The sequence below is a fragment of the Streptomyces sp. NPDC048671 genome, from assembly GCF_055587045.1.
Genome location: NZ_JBVJHB010000031.1, coordinates 21,122 through 35,042 on the forward strand (window position 1 = coordinate 21,122; position 13,921 = coordinate 35,042).

Consider the following 13,921-nt stretch of genomic DNA (forward strand, 5'->3'; position numbering starts at 1 on the left):
CCCCGGGCACCACCAGGCGCCCGGGGCTCCCGTACCTACCGGATCAGCGGCGCGGGCGACGTCCCCGGCCCGGGGATGCGGGGCCCTCGTCGTCGTGGTCGCCGAGCAGTTCGTCCGCCAGCGTCGGCAGATCGTCCAGCGGGGTCTCCTCCGCCCAGTCGGGGCGGGGCCGCCGGGACGGGCGGCCGGAGCGCCCCTGCTGGTCCGGAGCAGGCTGCTGGGGCGCGTGCGGGTCGGTGACCTGCGGGAGCTCGCGGGTGCGCTCGCTCTCGCGCTCCGGTACGGAGCCTGCCGGGTGCTCGTCACGGAATATGCCCCGCGGTACCCGGTCGGCCGGATCGGCGTCCCGCACGGACCCGCGACCCACGTCCCGTACCGGCGGGAGCACCGTCGTCTCGTCCATCGCACCTGCCGCGTCCCGCCCGCCGGAGCGCTCGTCCGGGTCGGTGACCTTCGGGATCATCGTCGTCTCGGCCTCGTCTGAGGGCCAGGTGGCGGACGAGGAACGGGAACGGGAACGGGTGGAACCGGACGGCGGCTCCACCGGGGAAGGAACCGGCTGAGTGATCTCGTTCGGGTTGACGATCGGGGTCGGCACCGTCAGCTCGTTGTCCGGCACGGACGACCCGGACGACCCGGACGACCCGGACGACCCGGACGACCCGGACGAAGAGGACGACCCCGACCCCGACGGGGACGACGAGGACGACGACCCGGACGCCCGGGAAGCCCTCGCAGCCGTCTCCGCTGCCGCCGCGGCCTCCGCTGCTTCCGCCTCGGCGGCGGCGGCTTCCGCACGCGCGGTCTCGGCCGCGGCAGCCGCCTCGGCCTCGGCCTGACGGCGTGCCGCCTCGGCCCTCAGCAGTGACTCCTCGGCCTTGCGCTGCTTCTCAAGACGCCGTGCCTCGGCCTCCTGACGCTGCCGCGCCTCCTCCTCGGCCTGGCGGCGCAGCCGCGCCTGCTCAGCCTCGCGGGCAGCTTCCTCGGCCTCCAGCCGGGCTCGCTGCTCCTCCGCGATCCGGCGGGCCTCCTCGGCTCGCTGCCGGGCCTCCTCCGCCTGGCGTTCAGCCTCGCGGCGGCGCGCTTCCTCCAGCTCCTGGCGCTTGCGCTCCTCCTCCTCGGCACGGAGCCTGGCGAGCTGTTCCTGCCGCTCGCGCTCCAGGCGCTCCTCCTCGGCCTTGCGCGCCGCCTCTTCCTCGGCGAGGCGCCTGACCTCTTCCTCGGCGGCCTTGCGTGCCGCTTCCAGGGCCTTGACCTCGGCCTCGGAGAGCGGAAGGAGCTGGTCGAGCCGGTGTCGTACGACCGTGGTGATCGACTCCGGGTCCTGGCCGGCGTCCACCACGAGATAGCGCGTCGGGTCGGCCGCGGCCAGCGTCAGGAAGCCGGCGCGCACCCGGGCGTGGAACTCGGACGGCTCGGACTCCAGCCGGTCGGGCGCCTCGGTGAACCGTTCGCGCGCCGTCTCCGGGTCCACGTCCAGAAGCACCGTCAGATGCGGTACGAGCCCACTCGTCGCCCACCGCGAGATCCGGGCGATCTCGGTCGGCGCGAGATCGCGGCCCGCGCCCTGGTAGGCGACGGACGAGTCGATGTAGCGGTCGGAGATGACGATCGCGCCGCGCTCGAGCGCCGGACGCACGACCGAGTCGACGTGCTCGGCACGGTCGGCGGCGTACAGCAGCGCCTCGGCACGGTTGGAGAGCCCGGCCGAGGACACGTCGAGCAGGATCGACCGCAGCCGCTTGCCGACGGGCGTGGCCCCGGGCTCCCGGGTGACGACGACCTCATGGCCCTTGGCCCGGATCCAGTCGGCGAGCGCCTCCACCTGGGTGGACTTGCCGGCTCCGTCGCCGCCCTCCAGGGCGAGGAAGAAGCCGGTCGCGGCGGGTGCGACGGCCGGATCGCCGCCGCGCAGCGCCTCGCGCAGATCACGGCGCAGCGGCACTCCGGAACGGTCGTCCGTCTTCGCGAGCACGATCGCGGCGACCGGCAGCAGCAGGGCGCCGATCAGCATCAGGGTGAAAGCGGCACCGCCGTGCGCGAAGACGAAGTCACCCGCTGTCAGCCGGTGCGTGCCTATGGCGGCGGCCAGCAGCGGGCCCCCGACCGCGCCGAGCGCGATCAGGACCCGGACGACGGCCTGGAGGTGTTCGGTGGTCCGGGCCCGGCGGAACTCCTCGGACTCCTGGTCGACGAGGACATGGCCGGTGTTCGCGGCGACGCCCGCCGCGTATCCGGCGAGCACCGCGATCAGCACGACGGTCGTCGTGTCCGGCACCAGGCCCATCGCCAGGAGCGCGACTCCGGTGACGGCGGTGGCCAGGGAGAGCAGCCGTCGCCGCGACAGCGTCGGCAGCACCTTGCCGGCGGTGCGGATGCCGGCCCCCGTACCGCCGGTGAGGGCGAGGATCAGCAGCGCGAGGGTGACGGGGCCGCCGCCCAGGTCGGTGGCGTGCAGTACGGCGGCGGCTCCCGCGGCCGCGATCGCTCCGGCGACAGCGGCGCAGGTCGCGACGATCAGCGGGACGGCACCGGTGCGGCCCTTGTCCGGCCCACTGCCGGTGGACGGCCGGCGCAGCCCCTCCAGGGGGGAGTGCGGCCGGGGCGTGGGCGTACCGGGCAGCTCCAGGAAGTACAGGATGGAGATGGAGGCGGAGAACAGCCCGGCCGCGACGTACGAGCCGAGGGCCGCCTGGTGGAAGGAGAACCAGTCCAGGCCCGAGCCCAGCAGATTCCCGACCAGCGTGGCCACCAGCAGCACGGCCGCGGCGACGGGGACTGCGGCGAAGTCGGTGCGCAGGGAGAGCCGGCGCAGCGCGCCGAGGTGGTCCGGCAGCGGGCGGACCGCGGCGCCCTCGATGGGCGGGGCGGGCAGCAGCGCGGGAGCGGCGCTCTCCTTGGCGACCCGCCACAGGCGTTCGCCGACGCCGGTGACGAAGACGGTGATCAGGATCATCATGAGTGCCCGGTCGGGCATCCAGTCGATCCACAGCGGTGCGACGACGAGCAGCGCGAGCCGCAGCCCGTCCGCCCCGATCATCAGCCATCGCCGGTCGATCGGCCCGCCCGGCGCCGTCAGGGTCGTCAACGGCCCAAGAAGTACGGCTCCGAAGAGCAAGGTGGAAATAATCCGGGCACCGAACACGGCGGCGACGGCGAAGGCCGCCCCGCGGTATCCGGATCCGAATGAGCCCTCAAGGACCGCCGCTTGCAGCGACAGCAACACCAGCACGAGTAGGGCGAGTGCGTCGCCGATACCGCCGACGAGCTGGGCGCTCCACAACCGCTTCAGCGGGGGAATACGCAACAGGGCTCGTACGGCGCGCTCGCGTGAGTCTGCGGCAAGTGTGTCGGAGGTGGGGCTCACGACCGTTGGCTGCTCGGCTCGCGTCATCCGCCCAGCCTATCGGGAGCAGACCGGTGCCCGGGGCCCGCGTCCGAACATACGACCGCCGGGCACCCACACCCACCCCCTTCCACCCCCGATTCGAGCCCGCCCTACCAGCCCCTCCGGCGTTTGAGGAGCGGGGTCCGGGACGGAGCCCCGGTTACGGGAAGGGGCGGGGAGGGGACAGGGCCCGCCGCAGGCGCCCCGCCCACACCGGCCCCCACCCACGCCCCCGAACCACAGAACAAACGCCGGACGGGCTGGAGAGAAACCCCCAGCCCGTCCGGCGTTCAGAAACCCCGCGAGGTCACTCCTCCGTCGACGGCGCCGCCGCAGAGGCCGAAGCGGAAGCGGACTTCTTCGCCGCCGCAGTCGTCTTCGCCGCGGTCTTCTTGGCCGCGGACGCAGACGCGGTCGTCTTCTTCGCCACCGTCTTCTTCGCCGCAGCCGCCTTCTTCGCCGGCGCCTTCTTCGCGGTCGCCTTCTTGGCCGGGGCCTTCTTCGCCGTCTTCTTCTTGGCGGGCCCCTTGGCCCGCTTCTCGGCGAGCAGCTCGTACCCGCGCTCCGGCGTGATCTCCTCGACGCTGTCGTCGGACCGCAGCGTCGCGTTCGTCTCACCGTCGGTGACGTACGCGCCGAAGCGACCGTCCTTCACGACCACCGGCGCCCCGCTCACCGGGTCCGTGCCCAGTTCCTTGAGCGGCGGCTTGGCCGCGGCCCGGCCGCGCTGCTTCGGCTGGGCGTAGATCGCCAGCGCCTCGTCGAGCGTGATGTCGAAGAGCTGGTCCTCGGAGGTCAGCGAACGAGAGTCCGTGCCCTTTTTCAGGTACGGGCCGTAGCGGCCGTTCTGCGCGGTGATCTCGACACCCTCGGCGTCCTCACCGACGACGCGCGGCAGCGACATCAGCTTCAACGCGTCGGCCAGCGTCACCGTGTCCAGCGACATCGACTTGAAGAGCGAGGCCGTCCGCGGCTTCACCGCGTTCTTGCCGGTCTTCGGGGTGCCCTCGGGCAGCACCTCGGTGACGTACGGGCCGTAGCGCCCGTCCTTGGCGATGATCTGGTTCCCGCTGACCGGGTCCGCACCGAGTTCGAAGTCGCCGCTCGGCTTGGCCAGCAGCTCTTCCGCGTACTCGACGGTCAGTTCGTCGGGCGCCAGGTCCTCGGGGACGTCCGCGCGCTGGTGGTCCTCGGAGTCCTTCTCGCCGCGCTCGATGTACGGGCCGTACCGGCCGACCCGGAGCTTGATGTCGTTGCCGACGGGGAACGAGGAGATCTCGCGGGCGTCGATGGCACCGAGGTCGGTGACGAGCGCCTTGAGCCCGCCGAGGTGGTCGCCGTCGCCGTTGCCCGCGTCGGAGGCCTTTCCGGCACCGGCCGCCTCGTCCCCGGCGGTCGCACCGAAGTAGAAACGCCTCAGCCACGGCACGGACTGGGCCTCACCGCGTGCGATGCGGTCGAGGTCGTCCTCCATGCGGGCCGTGAAGTCGTAGTCGACCAGCCGGCCGAAGTGCTTCTCCAGCAGGTTGACCACGGCGAACGAGAGGAACGACGGCACCAGCGCCGTCCCCTTCTTGAACACGTATCCGCGGTCGAGAATCGTCCCGATGATCGAGGCGTACGTCGACGGGCGGCCGATCTCGCGCTCTTCGAGCTCCTTGACCAGCGAGGCCTCGGTGTACCGGGCCGGCGGCTTCGTCGCATGGCCGTCGACGGAGATCTCGTCCGAGGTCAGCGCGTCGCCCTCGGTGACCTGCGGCAGCCGGCGCTCACGGTCGTCGAGCTCGGCGTTCGGGTCGTCGGCGCCTTCGACGTACGCCTTCATGAAGCCGTGGAAGGTGATCGTCTTGCCGGACGCGGAGAACTCGGCGTCCCGGCCGTCGCTCGCCCGGCCGGCGATCTTGACGGTGACGGAGTTACCGACCGCGTCCTTCATCTGGGAGGCGACGGTCCGCTTCCAGATCAGCTCGTAGAGCCGGAACTGGTCGCCGGTGAGGCCGGTCTCGGCAGGGGTACGGAAACGGTCGCCGGAGGGGCGGATCGCCTCGTGCGCCTCCTGCGCGTTCTTGACCTTGCCGGCGTACGTACGCGGCTTGTCCGGCAGGTAATTCGCCCCGTACAACTGCGTGACCTGGGCACGGGCCGCGGAGATCGCGGTGTCCGAGAGGGTCGTGGAGTCGGTACGCATATAGGTGATGAAGCCGTTCTCGTACAGCTTCTGCGCGACCTGCATGGTGGCCTTGGCCCCGAAGCCCAGCTTCCGGCTCGCCTCCTGCTGGAGGGTCGTCGTGCGGAAGGGTGCGTACGGGGAACGGCGGTACGGCTTCGACTCGACGGACCGTACGGCGAACGCGGAGTCGGCGAGCGCGGCGGCCAGGGCGCGGGCGTTCGTCTCGTCCAGGTGCAGCGTCTGGCCGGAGCCGGACTTGAGCTGCCCGTCCGGACCGAAGTCGCGGCCCTGGGCGATACGGCGCCCGTCGACCGCGCTGAGGCGGGCGGTGAGCGTCGAGGGATCGGAGGCGTCACCGGTGCGGCCGGTGGCGAACGTGCTGGTCAGGTCCCAGTACTCGGCGGAGCGGAAGGCGATGCGCTCGCGCTCCCGCTCGACGACGAGGCGGGTGGCGACGGACTGGACACGGCCCGCCGACAGGCGCGGCATGACCTTCTTCCACAGGACCGGCGAGACCTCGTAGCCGTAGAGGCGGTCGAGGATCCGGCGGGTTTCCTGGGCGTCGACCATGCGCTGGTTGAGCTCGCGCGGGTTGGCGACGGCTGCCCGGATCGCGTCCTTGGTGATCTCGTGGAAGACCATCCGGTGGACCGGGACCTTGGGCTTGAGCACTTCCTGGAGGTGCCAGGCGATGGCTTCGCCCTCGCGGTCCTCATCGGTGGCGAGGAAGAGTTCGTCCGACTCGGCCAGTAGCTGCTTGAGCTTCCTGACCTGGGCCTTCTTGTCGGCATTGACGACATAGATGGGCTGGAAGTCGTTCTCGACGTCGACGCCGAGCCGACGCACCTCGCCGGTGTACTCGTCCGGCACCTCCGCGGCGCCGTTCGGGAGGTCGCGGATGTGCCCGACGCTCGCCTCGACGACGTATCCGGGGCCGAGATAGCCCTTGATCGTCTTCGCCTTGGCAGGCGACTCGACGATGACGAGTCGGCGGCCGCCCTGTGCGGTCTCGCTGGTCGGGGACAACTTCGCTCTTCTCTCCGGTCGACGCTCGGTGGGCATCCGGGCAGCGCGATCGCGCTGCCGACAGTGCTGTCGCTGCGGAGTGTGACGGTACAACCCGCCCCCGTGTCAAACGGCAAAAGCCCGCAACGGCCACTCGAACGGTAACCCGACTTCCGCCTTTCCTGCCGCCCGGCCCGCTCGGTCCGTCGCGCACAGGGCCGCTGCCTGCGGGTTTCGGAGGCGCTGTGGCCGCCCTGCGGATGCCGGGGGCGAGGTGCGGGCAGTCCGGGCGTGTTCCGGGCCGGCCCAGGGCGGCAAGCGGTTCACGGCAGATTCGGACGCACGTTCAGGCACGTGTCCAGAGGCGCGTTCAGAGACGTGTTCGGGCGCGTATTCAAACCGGTACTTCGACGGGCTTTTCAGACGCATGTCTGAAACAGGTGCTTCAGACGTATGTGAAGCACCACACCCCGAGGACGAGGAAAACTACGCCGAACACAGTGGCGAGTGCGGCGGAGGCGACTGGGCTCACCCTGTGCGCCACCGGCGCGCGGTGCAGCACGCACGCCCCCGTCCACAGCAGCAGCGCGGCACCGAACAGCGCGAATGCCGTTCCGGCGAAGATCGCAGGTCCGCTCTCCATGTCCGTACGCCTCTCTGTCCCCCCGGCGCGGGACCGGGGTGGGTACCCGCGGGTCACACCGCGCCGTACGGCTTCGTGTCGCACCGTTTCGGGGGAGGCTCGCACCACGGAACGTCGGCGACGCGAACCCCGGGTGAACAGCGGGTCCGGGCCGTGAATACGTCATCCGTACGTGCGGCCGACGACGGACAACTCACGTGCTGTTTCGACGGCGTGGGCCGGCGCCAGGCCGAACGCGGCGCACCCCGCCGCCGCGGCGAGCCCGACCGCGGCCAACCCGGGCAGAGCCCGAAACGGAACCCGCGGACCGAGCAGCAGACATGCAGCGCGGAGCGCGAAGACGCTGATGGCAAGGCCGTTCAGTACATACGGCAGTGCGCGGCCGAATCAGAGCGGAGCCCGGTTTCGGGGGCTCAGCAGCCCCGCGCCGAGACGTCCCCGTGCGGGAGGCGTCCCCGGTGCGGGAGGCATCCCCCGTGCGGGAGGCGCCCCACAGCGGGCTGATCACGATCCGCGTCGCGCCGGGCGATGGCGCGTCCGGCCCGATCGGGTTATGTAGCTCGATCGGGTCATCCGGCGCGACGCGGGTCACCCGGCTCTATCGGGTCACCCAGCCGGGGGCACCGGCTCCAGGAAGCCCTCCTCGACCAGCAGCCGGATGGCCTGCGGGGTGCGGTCGCGCAGCAGCACCGGGTCCTCGTTCATCAGCTGGGCGATGGCGTCGAGGATCCGCCCCGCGGGCAGCGATCCGTCGCACACACCGGCGAATCCGGCGCCGACCGCGTCGACCTTCGTCGCGCGTCGCATACCGCGATTCTGACGGAGCACCACATGTTCGGGATCCTCCGCGCCCGGCAGCCCGACCTGCTCCTGCATGACCTCGGCGGCAAGGGTGAAGTGGCCGGCCAGGAGCGCGGCGTCGTCCTGGTCGCGCAGATAGTCCTGACGGGCGAAGTGCGTCTCGATGGCCGGTCCGAGCGGCTGCTCCACCGCGTGCGGCCACTCCTCGATCACGATCGACGGGGCCCCGGCGGCCGCTGCGGCGGACTTCCGCAGCGTGATCCAGCCGAAGCCGACGCCCTTGGTCCCGCTGGCCTCGAACTCGTCCAGCCAGGCGTCGTACCGCGCGGCGTACTCCGCGGGCTCCGTGCGGTGGTCGCCACTGTCGCGCAGCCACAGCTCCGCGTACTGCGTGACGTCCTGGACCTCGCGCTGCACGACCCAGGCGTCACAGCCGTGCGGCACCCAGGAACGCAGCCGGTCCTGCCACTCCTCGTCCTGCGTGTGCTGCCAGTTGGCCAGGAAATGGGCGTACCCGCCCTCGTTCAGCCGGTCGCCGGTCTGCTGCACCAGGGTCCGGCACAGGTCGTCGCCCGCCATGCCGCCGTCACGGTAGGTGAGCCGGGCGCCGGGCGAGATGACGAAGGGCGGGTTGGACACGATCAGGTCGTACGTCTCGCCGGCGACGGGTTCGTAGAGGGAACCCTCGCGCAGATCGGCCGGGGCGGCGCCGGACAGGGCGAGCGTGAGCCGGGTGAAGCCGAGTGCGCGCGGGTTGAGGTCGGTGGCGGTGACCCTGGTGGCGTGCTGCGAGGCATGGAGCGCCTGGATGCCGGAGCCCGTACCGATGTCGAGGGCGGAGGCGACAGGTCTGCGGACGGTGATCCCGGCGAGGGTGGTGGACGCGCCGCCGATGCCGAGGACGACGCCCTCCTCGTGCGAGCCGATGCCGCCCGCGCCGCCGACGGCGCAGCCCAGGTCGGAGACGATGAACCAGTCCTGGCCGTCCGGCCCGCTGTACGGCCGCACGTCGACGGACGCGCGCACCTCGCCGTCCGACTCGGTCAGCCAGCCGTCCGCCACGCATTCCGGCAGCGGCAGCACGGCAGCCGCCCGCCCGGCCGGAACCGGGCGCTGGAGGAGGAAGAGCCGCACCAGCGTGTCGAGCGGCGCGTCCCCCCGGGTGGCACGGAGCGCCGGAACGGTCTCGCTGCGGGCGAGCGCGGCGTAGGCGGGCGCACCGAGCAGGTCGAGGAGCCCGTCTGCGGTGAAGGCGGCGGCGAGCAGGGCTTCGCGGAGCCGGGTCGCATGGTCGGGTGCGGGAAGGCTGGTCTTACTCACATGACCCATTGTGGCGGCTCCCACTGACAACGGCAGCGGCCCGCCGACCCGTCAGGGGCCGCCGGGCCGGTCGCACGGCCGCCGGGCGGCGGTCGTACAGCTGCTCGTTCGGGGTACGCGGCCGCGGCCGGGGGCTGCCCGGTTACGACTTCTCGCTGGGCGAGGCGGCAGAGGACGCCTCCTTCGAGGCCTTCGAGTCCTTCGAGTCCTTCGGTTCCCCGGAGTCCTTCGAGTCCTTCGAGGGCGAGGCCGACTTCGAGGAGTCGGCCGACGGCGATGCCGAGGCCGTCGGCTTCTGGCAGCCCTCCTGCTTGGCCATCGCGGTGCCGACCTTGCCGGACTGGAGCTCCTTCAGCGCCTGGTCACCGTTGGTGCTGATCTTGTTCAGCTCGTCAGCGATGCCCTTGAGGCCGTCGGCGAACTTCGCCTGGTCCTTCGTGTCGAGGTCATCGACCTTCTTCTGCAGATTCGCGTAGGCCACGGAGGAGGCGTTGAGCTCCTTCACGGCCTCCTTCTGCGTGGTCTCACCGTCGTCGACCGGCGGCGGGCCCGCCGAGTCGACCGCCGAGCCCAGCGCCTTGTAGGCCTGGGAGATCTGCTGGAAGGCGGCCGAGTCGGTCTCCTGGACGTCGGCGGGCTTGCTGTTGTCGGCGGTCTGCTGCTGGATGGAGGCGTTGGCGTTCGCGATCTTCTGCAGCTGGGGCTGGACCTGGTCGCAGACCTTCTTGGCCCAGTCGTTCACCTTGTTGTCGCTGTCGTCGCTGCAGCCCGACAGCGTAAGTACCAGTACCGCACCGCCGGACAGCGCGGCCGCAAGCTTCTTGTTCACCGGAGTGGTCCCTTCCAAGGCTCTCGGCCCCGGAACTTACACGGCGAGCGCCCTTCATCCGGGCGCCCGGCGTCCCATGGGTGACCTTTTGAAGCCATTTGCACCAAGCGAAACATGGGAGATACAACTCACCCACACGGCCCCCAAGCACGGGAACACCTGAACGAACAAGCACTCGTTCGGACAGCCCAACGGGCGGACGAAGCATCAGAATGCCCCGCCCGCCCGTCCGTTCGCCCATTCGTTCGTCCGTTGACCTCACGCGGTCCGGCTGGGGTATCCCGGAGCGTTGCCGACGCGGGTTTCCTCGGAGAACCGGCTCACTGAACGGCCGCCGGGTCGGCCGGCCTGGCCGAGCTGCCCCCGCCCTCGCCTCCGGAGTCGCCCTCGTCCCCCACGGCGATCCCGCGCCGCTTGGAGACGTAGACCGCACCGACGATGACCGCGATGGCGAGTGCGGCCACCACCGCGCGCACCCCGGCGCTCGCGTCCTCGCCGTAGCTGAACTTCACCACCGCGGGCGCGATGAGCAGCGCCACCAGGTTCATCACCTTGAGCAAGGGGTTGATCGCCGGCCCGGCCGTGTCCTTGAACGGGTCGCCGACCGTGTCACCGATGACCGTCGCGGCATGGGCGTCGCTCCCCTTGCCGCCGTGATGCCCGTCCTCGACCAGCTTCTTGGCGTTGTCCCACGCACCACCGGAGTTGGCGAGGAAGACCGCCATCAGCGTCCCGGTGCCGATCGCGCCGGCGAGATACGAACCGAGCGCCCCCACCCCGAAACTGAAGCCGACCGCGATCGGCGCCAGCACCGCCAGCAGACCGGGCGTGGCCAGCTCGCGCAGCGCGTCCTTGGTGCAGATGTCGACGACGCGTCCGTACTCCGGCTTCTCGGTGTAGTCCATGATCCCGGGGTGCTCGCGGAACTGCCGGCGCACCTCGTAGACCACGGCCCCGGCGGACCGGGACACCGCGTTGATGGCCAGACCGGAGAAGAGGAAGACGACCGCCGAGCCGACGATCAGGCCCACCAGGTTGTTGGGCTGCGAGATGTCCAGGCTCAGCCCCATCTCCCCGGCCGAGGCGCCGACGTCGTCGACCGCGGTGGCGATCGCGTCACGGTAGGAGCCGAAGAGCGCCGCCGCCGCCAGAACGGCGGTGGCGATGGCGATGCCCTTGGTGATGGCCTTGGTGGTGTTGCCGACGGCATCCAGGTCGGTGAGGACCTGGGCACCGGCGCCGGTGACGTCGCCTGACATCTCGGCGATGCCCTGAGCGTTGTCGGAGACCGGACCGAAGGTGTCCATGGCGACGATGACCCCGACGGTGGTGAGCAGCCCGGTACCGGCCAGCGCCACCGCGAAGAGCGCCAGCATGATCGACGTGCCGCCGAGCAGGAACGCCCCGTAGACGCCGAGCCCGATCAGCAGCGCGGTGTAGACGGCGGACTCCAGCCCGATGGAGATGCCGGCGAGTACGACGGTGGCCGCTCCGGTCAGCGAGGACTTGCCGATGTCCCTGACGGGGCGCCGGTTTGTCTCGGTGAAGTACCCCGTCAGCTGCTGGATCAGGGCCGCGAGCACGATGCCGATGGCAACGGCGACCAGGGCGAAGAGCCGTGGATCCCCGCCGTGCGAGGTGATCGACGTATCGGTGACACCGTCCAGATCCGCGTACGAGGACGGCAGGTAGACGAAGACCGCGACCGCCACCAGGACGAGCGAGATGACCGCCGAGATGAAGAACCCGCGGTTGATGGCGGTCATCCCGCTGTGGTCGCTGCGCCGCGGGGCGACCGCGAAGACGCCGATCATCGCGGTGATCACGCCGATCGCGGGCACTATCAGCGGAAAGGCCAGCCCCGCGTCACCGAATGCGGCCTTGCCGAGGATGAGCGCGGCGACCAGCGTCACGGCATACGACTCGAAGAGGTCGGCCGCCATGCCCGCACAGTCCCCGACGTTGTCACCCACGTTGTCGGCGATGGTGGCGGCATTGCGCGGATCGTCCTCCGGAATGCCCTGTTCCACCTTGCCGACCAGGTCGGCACCAACATCGGCGGCCTTGGTGAAGATGCCGCCGCCGACCCTCATGAACATCGCGATCAGCGCCGCACCGAGCCCGAAGCCCTCCAGCACCTTGGGCGCGTCGGCGGCATAGCCGAGCACCACGCAGGAAGCGCCCAGGAGGCCGAGGCCCACGGTGATCATGCCGACCACGCCGCCGGTACGAAATGCGATCTTCATTGCCTTGTGCGAAACGGCGGTGAGATCCTTTTCCGGTTCGCCTTCCGCGGGAGTCGCCTCACGCGCGGCGGCAGCCACCCGCACATTGCTCCGAACGGCGAGCCGCATCCCGATGTATCCGGTGGCCGCCGAGAAAAGCGCACCCACCAGGAAGAACACCGAACGGCCCGCTCGCTGCGACCAGTTGTCGGCCGGAAGAAGCAGAAGCAGGAAGAAGACCACGACGGCGAAGATGCCTACCGTGCGCAACTGCCTTGCCAGATAGGCGTTTGCGCCTTCCTGGACGGCCCCCGCGATCTCCTTCATGCGGTCGGTGCCCTCACCGGCCGCCAGCACCTGGCGTGCCAGCAGCTGGGCGACCAGTAGTGCCGCGACGGCGACGACCGCGACGACGATCACGATGACACGGTTGTCATCGGTGAGTACCGCTGCCGCGAGAGTGGTGGGTGGGTCGGAAAGTGCGGAAAACTGCGTCAGTTCTGCCAGTGGTGTGGTGCCGAACCCCGCCATACGTCCTCCTTGACGCTCAGCGCTCAAGACGTGGACGGATTGTAGGTAGCAGAACACGATCAAAACAGTGCGCGGTAAATGTAATTGACCTTCATCCACCGAACGGCAATTGATCACCTCTGCCGACTGGACCGAATGCAGTAATGGGGCAGATGCATTGTCCATAGATCACTGATCAAGCAGAAATGAAAAAAGGCCCTGCTCAGCAGGGCCTCGAAAAACTGATCAGGGCTGAACGCCCACGCCACCGGGCCGGCCGAACCGCCCCGGGACGCGCCCCGCTCAGGGCAGTACGGTCGCCGGCGTCTTCGGCCAGCTCATCCGGATGACTCCGCCGTCCGCGCCGGATCTGACTTCCACGTCGTCGACCAGGCCGCTGATGACCGCGAGGCCCATCTCGTCCTCGCCGTCGCCCTCCGGATCGGGTTCCGGCTCATCCGGTCCCACCCCGGGCGTGGCGCCGCCGCGTCCGGACGTGCCGGGTACGGCCCCGTCGCTGCCGGGGCCCGGCACCTCGTCGGCGACCTCGATGGAGAAGGACTTCCCCTCCTCGGTCAGGACGACCGTGACGGGAGCGGTGATGCCATGGCTGCGGTGCAGCCCGACCGCGCGGCTGCAGGCCTCTCCCACGGCGAGTCTGACCTCGTCGAGCACGGCCTCGTCGACCCCGGCCCGGCGCGCCACGGCGGCCGCCACGAGGCGGGCCGTTCTGACGTGTTCGGGCTGGGCGCTGAAGCGAAGTTCAACGGTGGCCATGCGATCCCCTCGAACGTACGTGTGTGCATCCCAGGAACCGGGCGGGTGGCCCGGCACTCCTGCGCTCTTCCTTCCGGACACCGCCGACCGGCGCACCTGCCCGGCACCCGCCGGACACCGGCCCGACGGATGATGTCCGGACAACATTCGGCCGCTGCCTGACGGCTGACGGCTGACGGCTGACGGCTGACGGCTGACGGCTGACGGCTGACGGCTGACGGCTGACGGCTGACGGCTGACGGCTGACGGCTGA

Annotated in this window: 7 protein-coding genes; all 7 read right to left on the reverse strand. The window is 70.6% G+C overall.

From position 1 onward, the window contains the following. Nucleotides 1-43 precede the first annotated feature (43 nt). Nucleotides 44-3,394, reverse strand: a complete 3,351-nt coding sequence (tmk, locus tag ACZ6S6_RS37235; protein ID WP_469709452.1) for a dTMP kinase — start codon at nucleotides 3,392-3,394, stop codon at nucleotides 44-46. Nucleotides 3,395-3,695: 301 nt separating this feature from the next. Further along, the gene (topA, locus tag ACZ6S6_RS37240) at nucleotides 3,696-6,584 is read right to left on the reverse strand and encodes a type I DNA topoisomerase (RefSeq protein WP_469709454.1); all 2,889 of its coding nucleotides are present in this window, start codon (nucleotides 6,582-6,584) and stop codon (nucleotides 3,696-3,698) included. Nucleotides 6,585-7,008: 424 nt separating this feature from the next. Further along, complete coding sequence (locus ACZ6S6_RS37245; protein ID WP_362965837.1) at nucleotides 7,009-7,206, reverse strand: hypothetical protein; 198 nt, start codon at nucleotides 7,204-7,206, stop codon at nucleotides 7,009-7,011. A 606-nt stretch (nucleotides 7,207-7,812) separates the two neighbouring features. Then, entirely contained in the window at nucleotides 7,813-9,327 is a 1,515-nt protein-coding gene (locus ACZ6S6_RS37250; RefSeq protein WP_469709456.1) for a DUF7059 domain-containing protein, read from the reverse strand. Between the two features lie 142 nt (nucleotides 9,328-9,469). Then, nucleotides 9,470-10,156, reverse strand: coding sequence for a small secreted protein (locus ACZ6S6_RS37255; RefSeq protein WP_362965841.1), 687 nt, complete (start codon nucleotides 10,154-10,156; stop codon nucleotides 9,470-9,472). Nucleotides 10,157-10,476: 320 nt separating this feature from the next. Next, nucleotides 10,477-12,912 carry a sodium-translocating pyrophosphatase gene (locus ACZ6S6_RS37260; protein ID WP_469709458.1) on the reverse strand — a complete coding sequence of 812 codons (2,436 nt, stop codon included), beginning with the start codon at nucleotides 12,910-12,912 and terminating at the stop codon, nucleotides 10,477-10,479. A gap of 282 nt (nucleotides 12,913-13,194) precedes the next feature. Continuing rightward, complete coding sequence (locus tag ACZ6S6_RS37265) at nucleotides 13,195-13,668, reverse strand: ATP-binding protein (RefSeq protein WP_469709460.1); 474 nt, start codon at nucleotides 13,666-13,668, stop codon at nucleotides 13,195-13,197. Nucleotides 13,669-13,921: the final 253 nt, after the last annotated feature.

What these genes read in the sequence shown, in the direction of transcription:
- tmk (WP_469709452.1), bottom strand. Translation starts at nt 3,394, where the DNA reads ATGACGCGAGCCGAGCAGCCAACGGTCGTGAGCCCCACCTCCGACACA.
- ACZ6S6_RS37245 (WP_362965837.1), bottom strand. Translation starts at nt 7,206, where the DNA reads ATGGAGAGCGGACCTGCGATCTTCGCCGGAACGGCATTCGCGCTGTTC.
- ACZ6S6_RS37260 (WP_469709458.1), bottom strand. Translation starts at nt 12,912, where the DNA reads ATGGCGGGGTTCGGCACCACACCACTGGCAGAACTGACGCAGTTTTCC.
- ACZ6S6_RS37265 (WP_469709460.1), bottom strand. Translation starts at nt 13,668, where the DNA reads ATGGCCACCGTTGAACTTCGCTTCAGCGCCCAGCCCGAACACGTCAGA.